Genomic DNA, 16,756 nt, shown 5'->3' on the forward strand with positions numbered 1-16,756 from the left:
ATTGACCCGTACCCAGCAGACCACCAGAGCAACGCAGGTTCAAGTCGAACCCTTTCGTCGGAGAAGCGCGAATCGATTGAAAATCGCGAGCGCACTGCTTCGCGCTGTTATTAACGCCGCGCTCAGCGCTTCAAGACGTCGACGCCGGGCAAGGGCTTGCCTTCCATCCATTCGAGGAAAGCGCCGCCGGCCGTCGAGACATAGGTGAACTCATCGCTGACGCCGGCATGGTTGAGGGCGGCCACCGTATCGCCGCCGCCGGCCACCGAGACCAGCCTGCCGGCCTTGGTGCGCGCTGCCGCGTGCCTGGCCGTCGCCACCGTCGCATGGTCGAACGGCTCGATCTCGAAGGCGCCGAGCGGCCCGTTCCAGACCAACGTCGCGGCACGGTCGATCCATTCGGCAATGGTTTTCACGGTTTTCGCGCCGACATCGAGGATCATGCCGTCGGCTGGTACGTCTGCAATGGCGACGGTCTCGCTTGCGGCACCGGCCTTGAACTCCCTGGCGACAACGGCGTCGGCGGGCAGGATGATGGCGCAGCCGGCCTCGGCCGCCTCGATCATGATCTGCTTGGCGGTGGTCGCGAGATCGTGCTCGCACAAGGATTTCCCGACGTCGGTGCCGCGTGCCGCGAGAAACGTGTTGGCCATGCCGCCGCCGATGACCAGCGCGTCGACCTTCTTCACCAGGTTCATCAACAAGTCGATCTTGGTCGAGACCTTGGCCCCGCCGACAATGGCGACAACCGGGCGGACGGGATTGCCGAGGCCCTTTTCCAGCGCATCGAGCTCGGCCTGCATGGTGCGCCCGGCGAAGGCCGGCAGCACGTGCGCCAGCCCTTCCGTCGACGAATGGGCGCGGTGCGCAGCGGAGAAGGCGTCGTTGACGAAGATGTCGCCGTTGGCGGCGAGCTTTTCGGTGAAGGCCGGGTCGTTCTTCTCCTCGGCTTTGTAGAAGCGGGTGTTCTCGAGCAGCAGCACATCGCCGCTTTCCATGGCGGCGACGGCGCTCGCGGCCTTGTCGCCGATGCAGTCGGTGGCAAAGCCAACCGGACGGCCGAGCACGTCCGCCGTCGCCTTGGCGATCGGCTCGAGCGAGAATTCCGGCGCCGGTCCATCTTTGGGACGACCGAAATGTGCAAGCAGGACGACCTTGGCGCCCTTGCCGGACAGCTCGGCGATGGTCGGTACAATGCGCTCGATGCGGGTGGCGTCGGTGACCTTGCCCTCAGTGACGGGAACGTTGAGGTCGACACGCACCAGCACACGCTTGCCGCTGATATTGCCGATGTCGTCCAGTGTCTTGAAGTCGGCCATGCTGATCCCTTTCGCGAAAAATCGCGGGGACCTTACCCCGCATCAACGACGATGCAAGACCTGCCTGACGGTTCTGCTTAAGGGTTCACGGAAAATGTGATCGCGTGTCGAAGATGAAGCGCCCAGCGGGAGCGAGATGGGCAGCAATGGCGCGAAACGCGCCGACATATGGCTTTACCGGTTGCGCACCACAATGCATGCGCCGCCGACGCTGTGCAGCTTCTGGCAAATATCGTCGGCCTTGGCTTTGGTGTCGGCGCCGATCCGCACCGCATAGATGCCGCGCCTGCCGATCGGTGTGCGCACCCGGCTGACCACCGGATTGCGACCGCTGAGCAAGGCTGGAAACCGCCGTTTCACATTGCTCCACTGATTGAGCGCCGCGGCGCGGCGGAAATTGCCGGCCACCTGCACGCCCCATGGCTTGATGTTGATCGACGACATCGGCACGGTTCTGGACATGATCACCGGCAGCGTGCGGCAGGCGGCAGCGAAGCTCGCCTTCTTGTCGAGCGGCCGGATGACGCCGGCATACGCGGCATCGGTGAACCTGTCGGCCGGCTCGCCCATGACGTCCAAAACGTAGCTTTCGGTCTCCATCGGCAAGAAGCCGCCGGAATTCAGCCAGCGCGTCACCCGGCTCTCGCCGGCATTGTATGCGGCTGCGGCGAGGCCCAGATTGCCAAAGCCGGTCTTCATTTCGGCGAGGTATTTTGCCGAGGCCGGGATAGCCTGCTCGATATCGAACGAATTGGCGAGCCCGCGCATCTTGGCGGTACCCGGCATGAATTGGGCGATACCCTCCGCACCGACGGGGCTGACCGCATTGGGATCGAAGCGACTCTCCTTCCAGATCAGCCGGGCAAAGAAATCCCGGGGCAGGCCGTTCTGGTCGGCATGCGTCTCGATAAGATCGCAAACTCGATCGATCAGCTTCTGCTTGGCGGGCCGCGGCGGATCGGCCTGGACGGCTGTCGCCCAGCCCAGCCAGCAAATGACAACCAGCGTCGCCCCAAGCAAACGCCGCATCGAACTACTCCGCCGCGGCTTTGCCGTGTTGGCCAAACCGCCGTTCGATGTAGTCGGAAACCATTTTCTCGAAATCCGCGGCGATCGACGGGCCGCGCAGGGTCGCCGCCTTCTTGCCGTCGACGAACACCGGGGCGGTCGGCGTCTCACCGGTTCCGGGCAGCGAAATGCCGATATCGGCATGTTTGGATTCACCCGGACCGTTGACGATGCAACCCATCACCGCGACCTTGAGGTTCTCGACGCCGGGATATTGTTCGCGCCACACCGGCATGTTCTTGCGCAGGTCGGCCTGGATGTTCTGGGCAAGCTCCTGGAACACGGTCGAGGTCGTGCGGCCGCAGCCCGGGCAGGCGGCGACGATCGGCACGAACTGCCGGAAGCCCATGGTCTGCAACAGCTCCTGCGACACCTGCACTTCGCGTGTGCGGTCGCCGTTCGGCTCCGGCGTCAGCGAGATGCGGATGGTGTCGCCGATGCCTTGCTGGAGCAGGATGCCCATCGCAGCCGATGATGCGACAATGCCTTTCGAGCCCATGCCGGCCTCTGTCAGGCCGAGGTGCAGCGCATGGTTGGAACGGGTGGCGAGCTCGGTGTAGACGGCGATCAGATCCTGCACGCCGCTGACCTTGGCCGAGAGGATGATTTTCTCGCGCGCAAGGCCAATCTCTTCGGCCATTTCGGCCGACAGGATCGCCGACTGCACGATCGCTTCGCGCGTCACTTCCTGCGCGGTCAGCGGAAAGCCTTGGGCCTGGTTGTCATCCATCAGCCGGGTCAGCAGCTCCTGGTCGAGCGAACCCCAGTTGACGCCGATGCGCACCGGCTTGTCGTATCGGATCGCCATCTCGACGATCGCCGCGAACTGCCGATCCCTCTTGTCCTTGAAACCGACATTGCCGGGGTTGATGCGGTACTTGGCCAAGGCCTCAGCGCCGGCCGGATGATCGGCCAGGAGCTTGTGGCCGATGTAATGGAAATCGCCGACCAGCGGCACGTCGATCCCGAGCCGCTCCAGTCGCTCGCGGATGGCCGGCACAGCGGCAGCGCTTTCGTCGCGATCGACCGTTATGCGCACGATCTCGGAGCCGGCGCGATGCAGTGCCGCCACTTGCGCCACCGTCTGGTCGACATCGGCCGTGTCGGTGTTGGTCATCGACTGGACGACGACTGGGGCGCCGCCGCCGACCATCACGCCGCCGACGTCGACACCGACCGACCTGCGGCGCGGGAAGGGTGAGGAAAAATATCCGGTCATGCCGGCTGCCTTTAATCTTGAAGGTCCGGGCATGAGGTGGAGGAGCAAAGATGGCTTGTCAATGGCGACTGGCGCGCAGACCTAGCAAATCGGAAATGACAAGACGGCAGCTTGCCGCAAATCCATAAGCGTTTCCGGAGCATAGAGACATGCCACCGGAAAGAAATCGCGCGCCAGGCGGCGCAGCTAGTCCTGGATGGGCGTCAGTGCGTCGTCGGTTTCGCCTTCAGTTTTTCAATCTCGTCCTTGAGCGCCAGCTTGCGCCGCTTGAGATTCACGATTTCGAGGTCGTCTACCGACGGATGGGTCATCGCATCGTCGATTTCGCGTTCGATGTCGCCGTGTTTCCGCTGCAGCTCATCAAGATGGGATGCAAGAGACATGATTGGTTCTCCCTTTCATGGTTTCCTCGGATTGCAGCCGTCATGGCACGTCCACCGCAGGCTCGCTTCTGTGACGGCATAATGACAGTGTGCCACCATCGCGCACCGATGTCGAATGCTGCGTGGTAGCATTCCACGACAATATGAAATGTGGTATGGGCTGCGCGCCGGTGCAAGAAGACCCCCGGTCCCGCCCAATCAGGCCCATAGTTTGGGCGCCGCAGACGTGCAGACGGTAAAAATGTCCGATCAGGAACAGGCAGATATCCGCCTCGAATATTCCCGGCTGAAGCAGGAACACGCCGATTTCGACGCGGCCATCAATGCGATGATCGCCATGAATTGCGACCCGCTGCAGATCCAGCGCATGAAGAAAAAGAAGCTTTTCCTGAAGGACAGGCTGATGGCGCTGGAAGACAAGATCATTCCAGACATTATCGCTTGAATGGACGCCGGCGCTGGCCTGCTGAAAAGGCGGCCTATGCCGCGATCGAAAGCCGCGCGGCGCGCTCGAGCAACAGCTCTATCAGGTCATCGGTCTTTTCGGTCGAGGTATCGATGGGAACCACCAGGCACATCGTCGCCTCGACCCTGCCCGGCGCCGAAAAGACCGGCGCGGCCAGGCATTTCGTGTAGGCATCGACAAGGCCGGAGGTGACGCAGTAGCCGGCCGACTTGGCCACCGCGATATCGGCTATGAAATCGTCGAGCTGCAACCTGCGGCCGTCCGGCAGTACGAGGTCGTCTTCCGAGACCATATCCTCGATCGCTGCCCTGTCGAAGCCGGCGAGGAGCAGCCGCCCGGAAGCTGTCCAGGGAAGCGGTATTTGCAGACCCGTCGCCGAGCTGATCCTGAATGGCCTGGTTCCCGGGCTTGAATGGACGATGGTGTAGCGGCCGCTTTGCAGCATGCACAGCTCCGAGGTCTCGCCGGACTCGCGTGACAGATGGTCGACTTCCTGCCGCCCTCGCCTGAGCAGGTCGTTGCCCCGCACATAGTCCATTCCGTAGAGATAGAGCTTCTTTCCAAAATAGACCCGATTGCCGTCTCCGGCCATCTCCAGCAGGCCTGCGTCGACCAGCGAGCGCACCAGCGTATAGGTCGTCGACCGCGGTGCGTTCACCCCTCTGGCAAGATCGCCAATGCCGATCGCGCGCTGGGTCGCGTGGAGAAACTCCAGAATCTGGAGGACCCGGTTGAGGCCCTTCTCCCGCGAGCCCGAATTCTTGTCTTCGTCCAGACCGGCGTCCGGTCGAGCGGCCAAGGCATTGCCTTCTTGCATTATCGATTCCTGATGTTAATCTGTCTTGTACAGAGTACAGGCGTCCCTTGTAAGGGACAATGACGTCAGTTGCAACCGATGCCTGCGCTGCTGGTCCAACGGGGAACACAACACGAAGGAGGTCGCCGTGAACGACACATCCAAAAGGCGTGAATTTCTGAAACTGGGAATGGCCGGGCTTGCAACGGCCGGAGTGATGAGTGCCGCCACTGCGGTCGATGTCCAGAAAGCTGCGGCCCAGGCAGCGCCTGACAGCCTGCTGCGCACCGTTCTCGAGCGCGGCAAGGTGATCGTCGGCACCGGCAGCACCAACGCGCCCTGGCACTTCGAGAACGATGCCGGCGAACTGGTGGGCATGGACATAACCATGGGTCGCATTCTCGCCAAGGGGCTTTTCGACGATCCGACCAAAGTCGAATTCGTCATGCAGGATCCGGCTCAGCGCATTCCGAACGTGACCACCAACAAGGTCGACATCACCATCCAGTTCATGACCATGACCGCCCAGCGCTCGCAGCTGATCCACTTCTCCAGGCCCTACTATGTCGAAGGCATCGCCTTGCTGACCCTTCCGAACGCCGAGAATAAGACCTTCGACAAGCTGCTTGCCGCCGGTTCGGCGACCCGGATTTCCATCCTGCAAAACGTCGATGCCGAGGCAAACGTGCGCATCGTCCTGCCGGAGGCGCAGGTGATGCAGATAGACACGCAGGCCAACGTGCTGCAGGCACTGGAATCGAAGCGATCCGACGCCGCGGCCGTCGATCTGTCGACGGTCCGCTGGCTCGCCTCGCGCAATCCGGACAAATACTTCGATGCCGGCAAGAGTTGGTTCTCGATGCTTTATGGTGCCGCACTGCGGCAGGGCGACCTCGACTGGCTGACCTTCGTCAACCAGACCTTCACCATCGCCATGTTCGGCCATGAAACGGCACTCTACGACGCTGCGTTCAAGGATTATTTCGGACAGGAGCCGCCGGCCCGCCATCCTGGATTCCCGGTTATCTGATCCATCAGGCGGAAGGATGCCTCCGGCGCCCTTCCGCCTCGTTCCCGGACTGTCGGCACTAAGCAGGACGCATGGGCTATACCCTCAACTTCAACCTGATCTGGCGGCATTTCGACAAGCTCTGGGGGGGGCTGCTGCTCAGCCTTGAGCTGGCTGTCATCTCCATCGCGATCGGCATCGTCATCGGGCTGCTTCTGGCGGTCTGGTACGTGTCGGCCGGGCGAGCGGTGCGGACCGTCATCGCGGGCTATGTCGAGTTCATCCGCAACGTGCCGCTGATCCTGCTCGTCTACCTGGTCTTCTACGGCCTGCCGACCGTGGTCGATATCGCCTACAGCGCGCAAACCTCGTTCATTGCCACGCTGTCGCTCTACAGCGGCGCCTATCTGGTCGAGGTATTTCGCTCCGGGCTCGAGGCGGTGCCGCGCGGACAACTCGACGCCGGCAAGGCGATTGGCCTGACCCCTTGGCAGAGACTGCTCCATGTACGCTTGCCGACGATGCTGCGCATAACGCTGCCGGCGCTTTCCAACACTTTCATATCGCTCTTCAAGGACACGTCGGTGGCGTCGGTCATCTCGGTACCCGAGCTCACCTATGGCGCCCAGTGGATCAACTTCAACACCTTCCGCATTGTCGAGGTCTATCTGGTGGTGACTGCGATGTACCTGTTGACCGGCTACGCGCTGCTTTTCGCGCTGCGGCTGGTCGAGCGCCGGTTCAAGGCGGCGCGCTGACATGCTGAGCCAGATCATCTATGCCTTGCCGTTCCTCGCCGAAGGCTTTGCCGTAACCTTGTGGGTGTCGCTGCTGGTTGTGGTGCTATCGCTTATCGCCGGCGTGCTGATGGGTGTCGGCCTCGTCTATGGTCCGGCTCCGCTGCGCTGGGCAGTGCGCGTCTTCAGCGACACCATACGCGGCATTCCGATCCTGGTGCTGATCTTCTTCGTCTATTACGGCCTGCCCGCGGTGGGACTGCATCTTGAGTCCTTTTGGGCGGCCGTACTCGCCCTCACCCTCTTCAAGACCGCACAAGTCGTCGAGTATCTCAGGGGCGCCGTCGGCTCGATTCCCAAGGGTCAGTCGGAGGCGGCGATGGCGATCGGGCTGACCTTCCGCCAGCGGCTGGCCTACGTCATTTTTCCGCAAGCGTTCAGGCGCTTCCTGCCGCCCTGGATCAACGGCGTCACCGACGCGGTGAAAGGCAGCGCGCTGGTCTCGCTGCTCGGCATCACCGACCTGATGCAAGCGATCAACCAGGTCATCGGCCGCACCTATGAGGCGATGCCGCTCTACATCCTCGGCGCGCTCGTCTACTTCGCCGTCAACTACGCCCTCTCCTTGGCCAGCCGGCGGCTGGAGCGGCGTTTCTCCTTCATCCGGGAATAACAAGATGTCCAAAGCCTCGCACGCAAATCCGGCGCTTCTCGATATCTCCGAGGTCTCCAAAGCCTTTGGATCCGTCGAGGTCCTGCGCTCGGTCAGCCTCAAGGTGACGCGCGGCGAGGTGGTGACGGTCATCGGCCCATCCGGCAGCGGCAAGACCACCCTGCTGCGCTGCGTCAATTTCCTGGAGAGCTATGATAACGGCTCGATCCGTATCGACGGTAAAGAGGTCGGCTACCGCGAGGCGGGAACACGCCAGCGACGCAGCGAGCGCGACCTGGCGGCGATGCGCGCCGAGACCGGAATGGTGTTCCAGAGCTTCAATCTGTTTCCGCATTTGACTGCGGCCGGCAACATCATGCTCGGCCTGCGCAAGGTGCGCGGCAAGAGCAATGCCGAGGCCCGCACCATTGCCGAGCACTGGCTCGGCCGGGTCGGGCTCGCCCACAAGGCCGACAGTCTGCCGGCCGAGCTTTCCGGCGGCCAGCAGCAGCGCGTCGGCATCGCCCGCGCTGTGGCGATGGAGCCGAAGATCCTGCTCCTCGACGAGATAACCTCGGCGCTCGACCCCGAACTGGTTGGCGAGGTGCTCGAGGTCGTACGCAGCCTCGCCGAAGACGGCATGACGATGCTGATGGTCACGCACGAGATGGCTTTTGCACGCGATGCATCGAGCCGCATCGTTTTCATGGCGGATGGCGGCGTCAGTGCCGTCGGACCTCCCGCCGAGATCCTGGCTGCGGACTTCGACAATGAACGCCTTCGCAGCTTCCTGGCGCGGTTTCGCGCCTCGCATTTTTGACACCGGACGGCGAAAGCTGTCGCAAGGAGCTTTTATGACGCCTTACATCCGGCTCGCGGAATTGGGCCTGACGCTGCCCGAGCCGCCGAAGCCCATCGCCAACTTCGTCACCTATGCCGAGAGCGGACGGCTGATCTTCCTCTCCGGCCAGGGGCCGTTGCGCGCTGATGGCGCGCTCTGCACCGGCAAGGTTGGCGAGGATGTCTCCGTGGAGGAGGCCTATGGGCATGCCCGTCTCACCGGCCTGAACCTGCTCGCCGTCATGCATGCCGCGGCCGGCGACCTCGGCCGCATCGTGCGCGTCGTCAAGCTGCTTGGCTTTGTCAATGCAACGCCGACATTCAGCGAGCACCCCAAGGTGGTGAATGGCTGTTCCGATCTTTTCGCGGCCGTCTTTGATACGCTTGGCGGACACGCCCGTTCCGCGATCGGTGTCGGCTCGCTGCCGGGCAACATCACAGTTGAAATCGAGGCGGTCGTCGAGATCGCCGCCTGAAAACAGGATCTACAGAGATGACGACCTATGCCGCTGACCGTTCCAATACGACAATCCGCGAACGGCTCGGCCTTCGCCCGATCATTAATGTTTCCGGAACGATGACGGCGCTCGGCGCTTCGATCATCGTGCCGGAAGCGATTGCCGCAATGTCGGAAATCGCCTCGCAATGGGTCGAGATGGACGATCTGCAGCGCGCCGCAAGCACGGTGATTGCACGCCTCACCGGCGGCGAGGCCGGCTTTATCACCGCATGCTGCGCCAGCGGCATAACCATGGCGATTGCCGGCGCGATGACCGGAACCAGCCTTCTTGCGATCGAGCGGCTGCCGGACGACACCGAGGGCCTCAAATCGGAGGTCATCGTCCAGCTTGGCCACATCGTCAATTATGGCGCGCCGATCGACCAGTCGATCCGGCTTGCCGGAGCCAAGGCAGTGCCCGCCGGCACGGTCAGCGTTACGCAGGACTATCATGTAGGCGAGGCGATCCAGGACCGGACGGCGGCAGCCCTCTACGTCGTCGCGCACCACACCGTGCAATACGGCATGCTCTCGCTCGAAGAGTTCTGCGAGATCTGCCACGCCAAGGGCGTGCCGGTGATCGTCGACGCCGCCTCGGAATACGATTTGCGCGGCTTTCTGGCGCGCGGCGCCGACATTGTCGTCTATAGCGGGCACAAATTTCTCTCAGGGCCGACAAGCGGCGTCGTTGCCGGCCGCAAGGATCTGGTGCGGGCCGCCTATCTCCAGAACCGCGGCGTTGCGCGGGCCATGAAGGTCGGCAAGGAGAGCATTGCCGGCACCATGGCGGCCCTGGAAGCCTGGGAACGGCGCGACCATGCCGGCATCCGCCAGCGGGAAGAAGCCGCACTGCATCTGTGGCAAACCGCATTGCAGGGCCTGCCCGGCATCGCAGCAAACATCATTCCCGATCCGACCGGAAATCCTCTCGAGCGCCTGCAGGTGTTTGTTGCGCCCGAAAGCCGGTTCACCGCCGCCGGGCTGGCCTCGGCACTGGCGGCGGGTTCGCCCCCCATTATCGTTCGCAACCACGAGGTCGAGCGCGGCCACTTCTTCCTTGATCCGTGCAATCTGCACCCCGGCGAGGCGGAGATCGTCGCCGAGCGCCTGCGGGCGGTGTTGAGCGCTGCTGAGCGGCCCGCGGATGCGATGAAGTCCGCTCGCAAGCAGTCTGCCGGGGCTTTGCGCTGGCCGGATTAGGTAGCGATGGCGCCATTCGCCCGAGTGCGGGAAGCTCCTATCCTTGCGGCTCCCCTCGATTTCCGCTAATGCGCGCGTTTGCCGCCGGGGAGCAGAAGCTTGGACAATCGCCGCGCCGACGTCGCCATCATCATGGGCAGCCAGTCCGACTGGGCGACGATGCGCCACGCCGCCGAAACGCTTGAAGCGCTTGGCATCCCGCACAAGCGGCTGATCGTCTCGGCCCACCGTACTCCCGACCGGCTCTATGACTTCGCCAAGGGCGCCAAGGCCGCCGGCTACAAGGTGATCATCGCCGGTGCCGGCGGTGCGGCGCATCTGCCCGGCATGACGGCGGCGATGACGCCACTGCCGGTGTTCGGCGTGCCGGTGGAATCGAAGACGCTGTCCGGCCAGGATTCGCTGCTATCCATCGTGCAGATGCCGGCCGGCATTCCGGTCGGCACTTTGGCCATCGGCAAGGCCGGCGCTGCCAACGCTGCCCTTCTGGCTGCCGCGGTGCTGGCACTGAGCGACGAAAAGCTTGCCGCCCGGCTGGATAGTTGGCGCGCCGCACAGACCGCCAAGGTGGCCGCCGAGCCCGTGGACACGCCGTGAGCCTGCCCGCCGGATCGACCATCGGCATCATTGGCGGCGGCCAGCTCGGCCGCATGCTGGCGATGGCCGCGGCCCGCCTCGGCTACCGCATCGTCGTGCTGGAGCCGCAGCCAGACTGCCCGGCGGCACAGGTCGCCAACCGGCAGATCGTCGCCGCCTACGACGACGCGGCCGCGCTCGGCGAGCTGGCTGCGGCCAGTGCCGTCGTTACTTACGAATTCGAGAACGTTCCGGTTGCGGCCGCCGCGGCACTTGCCACCACGGTCCCGGTCTATCCGCCGGCACGCGCACTGGAAGTGGCTCAGGACCGGCTGGCGGAAAAGAAATTCCTCAACGGCATCGGCATACCGACCGCGGATTTCAGCCCCGTCGACAATGACGAGGAACTGACGGCCGCGCTGAAAAAGTTCAACGGCAGCGGCATATTGAAGACGCGCCGGATGGGCTATGACGGCAAGGGCCAGCGTGTCTTCCGCAACATGGAAACAGGCGGCTTTGCCGGCACTTGCGAGGCGATGGGCAACGTGCCGTTGATCCTGGAATCATTCGTCGCCTTCGAGCGCGAGATTTCGGTGATCGCCGCGCGCGGCATCGACGGTTCGCTCGCCGCCTACGATCCGGCCTGGAATGTCCATCGCAACGGTATTCTTCACAGTTCGACGCTGCCGGCCGGGGTGAAGTCCGACACGGCGGCTGCGGCTCAAACGGCGGCGGCCGAGATACTTGCAGCGCTCGACTATGTCGGCGTCATCGGCGTCGAATTCTTTGTCCTGGCCGACGGTTCGCTGCTGGCCAACGAGATTGCGCCGCGCGTCCACAATTCCGGTCACTGGACGGAGGCCGCCTGCACCATCTCGCAATTCGAGCAGCACATCCGCGCCGTCGCCGGCCTGCCGCTGGGAAATCCCGCACGGCAGTTCGACTGCGTCATGGAAAACCTGATCGGCGACGACATCCGGCGCGTTCCTGAACTTCTCGCCGAGCCCGATCTGATGCTGCACCTCTATGGCAAGGCCGAGGCGCGGCCCGGCCGCAAGATGGGCCATTTCACGCGCGTGAGCCGCCGCAGCTAGAGCATGATCCCGAAAAGTGGAATCCGGTTTTCGGGAACGATCATGCTCAAACAAAAGTTAGAACCTACGCTTACTGGATGTCGCCGCTCTCGTCCTCGTCGGGGCTGGCGCAGCTCACATCGCCTTCCGCGCAGGTCGAATCGGCGGTGAGCTGTTTGGTGCGGTCGTCGGTCAGCCGCGTCAGGCATTCCGATATCAGCATCGGATAGATCGAGTCGCCTTCGCTGTCCGCGGCGGAATAGCTGCATTCCGCGTCGCGAAAGGCGATCCACGCGCGCTGCGCCGTCTGCAACAGCTTCCTGGCTTTTGCATCGCTTGCGCTGATGAGCTCTTGGTAGGCCTTGTTGAGTTTGGCGTCGGCGGATTTGTAGTCCGCGTCGGCGCAGATGTTCATCATCTGCTGGCTGTCGTCGTTGCGGTCGCATTCCTGCGCATGGGCAACAGAACCTGCCGCAAGGACGGCAAGACAGGCGGACACAAGAATTCGGCGCATGATGATCTCCAATTCGCAACCGCATCATTCCAGCCGTCTCAAGCCCGCGCAATGCCGCAAGGCGCCGTTGGCGGGTATTTCGATGATACGAAACGGTCCGTATCGTTTAGGCAACGCGCTTGCGGTTGACACGGGCAAGGCTCCTCGTCTATGAGCCACGCACAGTTCAAAGGCGCGTCTGTGGGCGCGCCTTAATAGTTCGGCCCGGGACCGGGCCCAGACCGACGGGCAAGACCATGAAGATCAAGAATTCGCTCAAGGCGTTGAAGGCGCGTCACCGCGACAACCAGCTGGTTCGTCGCAAGGGCCGCGTCTACATCATCAACAAGACCGCTCCGCGCTACAAGGCGCGCCAGGGTTGAGTTTTTGACCGGAGGCTGCGTGCCTCCGTGCGCATGATACGCCTCTCACGCTAAATTCAGTTTGACGATCCGGCGTCGGGGGCTAGATTCCCGCGATGCGGATTCTTTTTGCATTTTTCACGGCTTTCTTCGTTTCCAGCGCTGTCTCGCTGCCGGCGTGGGCTGAAGATCCGACAGCAAATCGGCCGACAGCACCTCCGGTTGTGATGACGAAACAGGCGCGGCTCGATCAGCTGTTTGCCGATCTCAAGCGCGAACGCAACGAAAAGGCGGCTGAGCGCATCGCCGGGCGCATCGGCAGCGAGTGGTCCCAGTCGGGCAGTGCCTCGATCGACCTGATGATGCAATGGTCGCAAAAGGCGACTGAAAACCAGAAATTCGATGTTGCGCTCGATTTCCTCGATCAGGTGGTAACCCTGCAGCCGACCTATGCGGAAGGCTGGAACCGGCGCGCCACGGTTCATTTCATGATGAAGAACTACGGGAAGTCGATGTCGGACATCGACCGTACCCTGCAGCTCGAACCACGCCATTTCGGCGCGCTTTCCGGCCTGGCCCAGATCATGGCCGAAACCGGCCACAAGCAGTCGGCGCTCGAGGCCTGGCAGCGCGTTCTCGGCATCTATCCGATGATGCGCAGCGCCCAGGACCAGGTCGCCGCACTTTCCGAAGAGCTTGCCGGCGAAGGCATTTGAGACCAGTAAGGGAATAGGGGAGTAAGGCAGTATGTGAGTGGTGTAGATGCACTCCGGAACACATCCCCTACTCCCCTACTCCCCTATCGGCCCGATCTATGCCGCTTGCTTCCGTGACGAGTTTCTCCACAAGGGCGGCGGCCGGCATCTCCCGCAGCTTCGCAACGCCCTGCCCGGCCCAAATAGGCAAGAAGTCAGCCCGCTTGCTTTCATCCTTTGCCATTGAAAGCGGCATGACCAGACTCGCCTGTAGCGGAAACGCCAGCGCAGCATCTTCCTCACCAGCCATTTCCATCACAAACCGGTTGCGCACCACGCGCGCTGGGCGGCCAGTGAAGCAGCGAGTCACCGACGTGCTCTCGTCGTTGGCCGAGCGCAATGCTACGCGATAGACTGGCTGCACATTGGCTTCAGGACAGGCCAGGAAAGCCGTGCCGATCTGCACACCAGATGCACCAAGTGCAAAGCTGGCAGCAATGCCGCGACCGTCGAAGATACCGCCGGCAGCAATTACAGGCACCCGCACGGCATCAACAATCTGTGGTACGAGGGCCATAGTGCCGGCTGTGCCGATAGCAGGGTCGCCAGTGAATGTGCCGCGATGCCCACCCGCCTCGTATCCCTGCGCGATAATGGCGTCCACCCCTCCTGCCTCAAGCTGGCGCGCTTCCGAGACGGTGGTAGCCGAACACAGGACAATACAGCCGCCGGCTTTCAACTGCTGCACAATTGCGGTGTCGGGTAGGCCGAAGTGGAAGCTGACCACCTTCGGGCGAAGCTCGAGCACAATTTCGAGACGCTCACGATCGAAGGTGGGGAAGGGTTCGCCCGGCTCGGGCACCGGTCCGAGGCCGACCTCCTCATAGCAGCCGCGAAGGCGGTCTCGCATACTTTGAGCTGCCGCATCATCGCGTGCCGGCGCCGGGTGCGCAAAGAAGTTGACGTTGATCGGACGATTGGTGGCGTGCTGTGTCGCCGTGAGCTGCTCGCGGATAGCCGCCGCAGGCAGAATGCCGCATCCGAGCGAGCCAAGCGCCCCGGCATTGCTGACTGCCGCCGCGAGTTCCGGCGTGGTGATGCCGCTCATCGGCGCCTGGATTATCGGGTGTTCAATGCCGAGGAGTTCCAGAAGATCAGTGCGCATCCACATTGGATCACCCTCCTCTTTCTCCCAGGAGAGATTACCTTAACTGACTTCCAGCTCAAGTCGGATAGGGCCTTCGAACCGCTTCACGGCCGGCCACAGGCTGATGCAAGCTGGCGGAGTTCGGCGTCGATCCTAACCCGACTGCGGTCGATGCGCCGGGCTGGCGCCGCGTTTACGACGCGCCATGCAGCCGGCCCATCCGGCAGCCGCAGCCGACATTAGCGGCCGACTTCCGATCCGACATAGGCGATGCGCAGCATGTTGGTCGAGCCCGGCGTCCTCAGCGGCACGCCGGCCGTGATGATGACGCGGTCGCCGGGCTTGCCGAAGCCTTCGTCCAAAGCGATGCGGCAGGCGCGATCGACCATGTCGTCGAGGTCGATGGCATCGGGAGAAACGACGCAATGCGTGCCCCACAGCAGCGACAGCCGCCGCGCCGTGTTGAGGATCGGCGACAGCGCCACGATCGGCACTTGCGGCCGCTCGCGCGCGGCGCGCAAGCCGGTTGTGCCGGACGCGGTATAGGTGATGATCGCCGACAGCTTAAGCGTCTCGGCTATTTCGCGGGCGGCGAGCGAGATGGCGTCGGCTCCCGTCGCTTCCGGTTCCGAGCGCTGCGCGTTGATGATGCCGGCATAGGTCGGGTCGGTTTCGACCTTGGTGGCGATCCGGTTCATCATCGCCACCGCCTCGACCGGATAGGCGCCGGCGGCGGACTCTGCCGAAAGCATTATCGCGTCGGCGCCTTCAAACACGGCGATCGAAACGTCCGACACCTCGGCGCGTGTCGGCACCGGCGCGGTGATCATCGATTCCAGCATCTGCGTGGCGACCACCACCGGCTTGCCGGCACGGCGCGCGGCGCGAGTGATCTGCTTCTGGATGCCAGGCACGGCTTCGAGCGGCATCTCGACGCCGAGATCGCCGCGGGCAACCATCAGCGCATCCGAAAGTTCAATGATCTCGGCCAGCCGGGCGACGGCCTGCGGCTTTTCGATCTTGGCCATGATCAGCGCCCGGCCGCGTGCGATCTTGCGTGCTTCGGCCAGGTCCTCGGGCCGCTGCACGAAGGACAGTGCCACCCAGTCGACGCCGGTCGCCAGAACCGCGTCGAGATCCCGGCGGTCCTTTTCCGTCAGCGCTCCGACCGGCAGGTCGGTGTCGGGCAGGCTGACGCCCTTCTTGTCGGAAATGATCGTGCCGGCGACGACGGTGCAGACGATCGCCTTGCCGTTGCTGCTGACCGCCTTGAGCTCGAGCTTGCCGTCGTCGATCAGCAGGCGATGACCAGCCTCGACCGAACGCAGGATTTCGGGATGCGGCAGGTAGACCCTCGTCGAATTGCCGGGTTCGGGATTGTCGTCGAGCGTGAAGGTCTGACCGACGGTCAGCACCTCTTTGCCGTTGGCGAACTTGCCGACGCGCAGCTTTGGCCCTTGCAGGTCTGCGAGAACGCCGATCGGCCGGCCGACCGCCTCCTCGACGGCACGAATACGGCCGACGAGCGTACGCATCAATTCATGGTCGGTGTGGCTCATATTGATGCGGAACACGTCGGCGCCGGCTTCGAACAGCTTCTTCAGCATCTCCTCGGACGAGGAGGCCGGACCGATGGTGGCGAGGATCTTGACCTTGCGGCTGCGTCTCATTGACTGTTTGTTCCCGGGGCGGCTGGAGCGCCATCCGTTGCGGGCTCGTCAGTCAGCTGGACCATCCAGCTTGCCTGCTCGCCCGTGTCATATTCCTGGAATCCGGCGCGCTGAAAGCCCCGGGCGACGCAATCGGTAACGCCGGCGATCTTGAACTCTTTTTCGGCCACGCACATGTTGATCGGGCCATCCCAGCGTCCGCCGCGCTCGGCGTCTTCTGCATAAAGATAGTAAAACCTTGATGACAACGGTCCCTCGATCAGCGTCTTGCAGCTCGATCCTTCGATGTGCCACCAGCCTTCGGTGATCCAGCCGGCTTTGGCGCGATAGCCGATGCCGACGCCGACCAGGTTCTGCGTGGCATTGCAGACGCGGAAATCGGCGCGTGCCGGCGAGGCCGAAATCACCACAAAAAGGCCCATGGCCGGTATCAGGAGCGGCATGGCCAAGGCATGGCGCACACGCAGCCTGCCGGCGAAACCCATCCCGAAACCCCTCAAGAACCACATTTGCATCTCTCAACGCCCCTTTTCGGAAAAGTCCGTACGCATG

Annotated in this window: 20 protein-coding genes; 11 read left to right on the top strand and 9 right to left on the bottom strand. The window is 63.2% G+C overall.

Translation table 11 applies throughout. The annotated features are described in order from the left end of the window. Positions 1-122: 122 nt before the first annotated feature. From NKI50_RS15215 to NKI50_RS15230, 4 genes are all read right to left on the bottom strand, one after another. Positions 123-1,319 carry a phosphoglycerate kinase gene (locus NKI50_RS15215; RefSeq protein WP_352717022.1) on the bottom strand — a complete coding sequence of 399 codons (1,197 nt, stop codon included), beginning with the start codon at positions 1,317-1,319 and terminating at the stop codon, positions 123-125. Between the two features lie 174 nt (positions 1,320-1,493). Beyond that, positions 1,494-2,348 carry a lytic transglycosylase domain-containing protein gene (locus NKI50_RS15220; RefSeq protein WP_023720984.1) on the bottom strand — a complete coding sequence of 285 codons (855 nt, stop codon included), beginning with the start codon at positions 2,346-2,348 and terminating at the stop codon, positions 1,494-1,496. 4 nt (positions 2,349-2,352) lie between these two features. Further along, positions 2,353-3,606 carry a flavodoxin-dependent (E)-4-hydroxy-3-methylbut-2-enyl-diphosphate synthase gene (gene ispG, locus NKI50_RS15225; RefSeq protein ID WP_352640168.1) on the bottom strand — a complete coding sequence of 418 codons (1,254 nt, stop codon included), beginning with the start codon at positions 3,604-3,606 and terminating at the stop codon, positions 2,353-2,355. A gap of 203 nt (positions 3,607-3,809) precedes the next feature. Then, entirely contained in the window at positions 3,810-3,989 is a 180-nt protein-coding gene (locus NKI50_RS15230) for a YdcH family protein (protein ID WP_023678481.1), read from the bottom strand. Positions 3,990-4,230: 241 nt separating this feature from the next. Between NKI50_RS15230 and NKI50_RS15235 the strand changes: the two genes are divergently transcribed. After that, positions 4,231-4,434 (top strand): YdcH family protein, encoded by a 204-nt coding sequence (locus NKI50_RS15235; protein ID WP_023678480.1) that lies wholly within the window; start codon positions 4,231-4,233, stop codon positions 4,432-4,434. Between the two features lie 34 nt (positions 4,435-4,468). Here the strand turns inward: NKI50_RS15235 and NKI50_RS15240 are convergent, their stop codons facing one another. Next, the gene (locus NKI50_RS15240; RefSeq protein ID WP_023720986.1) at positions 4,469-5,272 is read right to left on the bottom strand and encodes an IclR family transcriptional regulator; all 804 of its coding nucleotides are present in this window, start codon (positions 5,270-5,272) and stop codon (positions 4,469-4,471) included. A gap of 127 nt (positions 5,273-5,399) precedes the next feature. On the opposite strand from NKI50_RS15240, the gene NKI50_RS15245 reads away from it, so the two are divergent. The 8 genes from NKI50_RS15245 to NKI50_RS15280 all read left to right on the top strand — a co-directional run bounded on the left by NKI50_RS15245 (position 5,400) and on the right by NKI50_RS15280 (position 11,858). Beyond that, positions 5,400-6,281, top strand: a complete 882-nt coding sequence (locus tag NKI50_RS15245; protein ID WP_031194546.1) for a transporter substrate-binding protein — start codon at positions 5,400-5,402, stop codon at positions 6,279-6,281. Positions 6,282-6,352: 71 nt separating this feature from the next. Further along, entirely contained in the window at positions 6,353-7,018 is a 666-nt protein-coding gene (locus NKI50_RS15250) for an amino acid ABC transporter permease (RefSeq protein ID WP_023720988.1), read from the top strand. Position 7,019: 1 nt separating this feature from the next. Continuing rightward, complete coding sequence (locus NKI50_RS15255) at positions 7,020-7,670, top strand: amino acid ABC transporter permease (RefSeq protein ID WP_352640167.1); 651 nt, start codon at positions 7,020-7,022, stop codon at positions 7,668-7,670. A gap of 4 nt (positions 7,671-7,674) precedes the next feature. Then, entirely contained in the window at positions 7,675-8,469 is a 795-nt protein-coding gene (locus NKI50_RS15260; protein WP_023720990.1) for an amino acid ABC transporter ATP-binding protein, read from the top strand. A gap of 34 nt (positions 8,470-8,503) precedes the next feature. After that, entirely contained in the window at positions 8,504-8,965 is a 462-nt protein-coding gene (locus tag NKI50_RS15265) for a RidA family protein (protein WP_023678474.1), read from the top strand. A gap of 17 nt (positions 8,966-8,982) precedes the next feature. Next, entirely contained in the window at positions 8,983-10,188 is a 1,206-nt protein-coding gene (locus NKI50_RS15270; protein WP_352717025.1) for an aminotransferase class V-fold PLP-dependent enzyme, read from the top strand. Between the two features lie 99 nt (positions 10,189-10,287). Next, positions 10,288-10,785, top strand: coding sequence for a 5-(carboxyamino)imidazole ribonucleotide mutase (gene purE / locus NKI50_RS15275; RefSeq protein ID WP_352640165.1), 498 nt, complete (start codon positions 10,288-10,290; stop codon positions 10,783-10,785). Beyond that, the gene (locus NKI50_RS15280) at positions 10,782-11,858 is read left to right on the top strand and encodes a 5-(carboxyamino)imidazole ribonucleotide synthase (RefSeq protein ID WP_352640164.1); all 1,077 of its coding nucleotides are present in this window, start codon (positions 10,782-10,784) and stop codon (positions 11,856-11,858) included. Before purE ends, NKI50_RS15280 begins: the two co-directional genes overlap by 4 nt. A gap of 70 nt (positions 11,859-11,928) precedes the next feature. On the opposite strand, the gene NKI50_RS15285 is transcribed toward NKI50_RS15280, so the two are convergent. After that, on the bottom strand, positions 11,929-12,351 hold the full coding sequence (locus NKI50_RS15285) for a lysozyme inhibitor LprI family protein (RefSeq protein WP_352717028.1): 423 nt from the start codon (positions 12,349-12,351) through the stop codon (positions 11,929-11,931). A 236-nt stretch (positions 12,352-12,587) separates the two neighbouring features. Between NKI50_RS15285 and ykgO the strand changes: the two genes are divergently transcribed. Both ykgO and NKI50_RS15295 read left to right on the top strand, forming a co-directional pair. After that, the gene (gene ykgO, locus NKI50_RS15290; RefSeq protein ID WP_006327841.1) at positions 12,588-12,713 is read left to right on the top strand and encodes a type B 50S ribosomal protein L36; all 126 of its coding nucleotides are present in this window, start codon (positions 12,588-12,590) and stop codon (positions 12,711-12,713) included. Positions 12,714-12,808: 95 nt separating this feature from the next. Then, on the top strand, positions 12,809-13,408 hold the full coding sequence (locus NKI50_RS15295) for a tetratricopeptide repeat protein (protein WP_023720995.1): 600 nt from the start codon (positions 12,809-12,811) through the stop codon (positions 13,406-13,408). A gap of 67 nt (positions 13,409-13,475) precedes the next feature. On the opposite strand, the gene NKI50_RS15300 is transcribed toward NKI50_RS15295, so the two are convergent. The 3 genes from NKI50_RS15300 to NKI50_RS15310 form a co-directional block, all read right to left on the bottom strand. Next, on the bottom strand, positions 13,476-14,558 hold the full coding sequence (locus NKI50_RS15300; protein ID WP_352494179.1) for an NAD(P)H-dependent flavin oxidoreductase: 1,083 nt from the start codon (positions 14,556-14,558) through the stop codon (positions 13,476-13,478). Between the two features lie 215 nt (positions 14,559-14,773). After that, on the bottom strand, positions 14,774-16,204 hold the full coding sequence (gene pyk, locus NKI50_RS15305; protein WP_352494178.1) for a pyruvate kinase: 1,431 nt from the start codon (positions 16,202-16,204) through the stop codon (positions 14,774-14,776). Next, positions 16,201-16,647: a DUF1036 domain-containing protein gene (locus tag NKI50_RS15310; RefSeq protein WP_245278666.1), complete on the bottom strand. Its 447-nt coding sequence runs from the start codon at positions 16,645-16,647 to the stop codon at positions 16,201-16,203. Before NKI50_RS15310 ends, pyk begins: the two co-directional genes overlap by 4 nt. Positions 16,648-16,756: the final 109 nt, after the last annotated feature.

Source organism: Mesorhizobium sp. M0563, assembly GCF_040321065.1.
Lineage (GTDB): Bacteria > Pseudomonadota > Alphaproteobacteria > Rhizobiales > Rhizobiaceae > Mesorhizobium.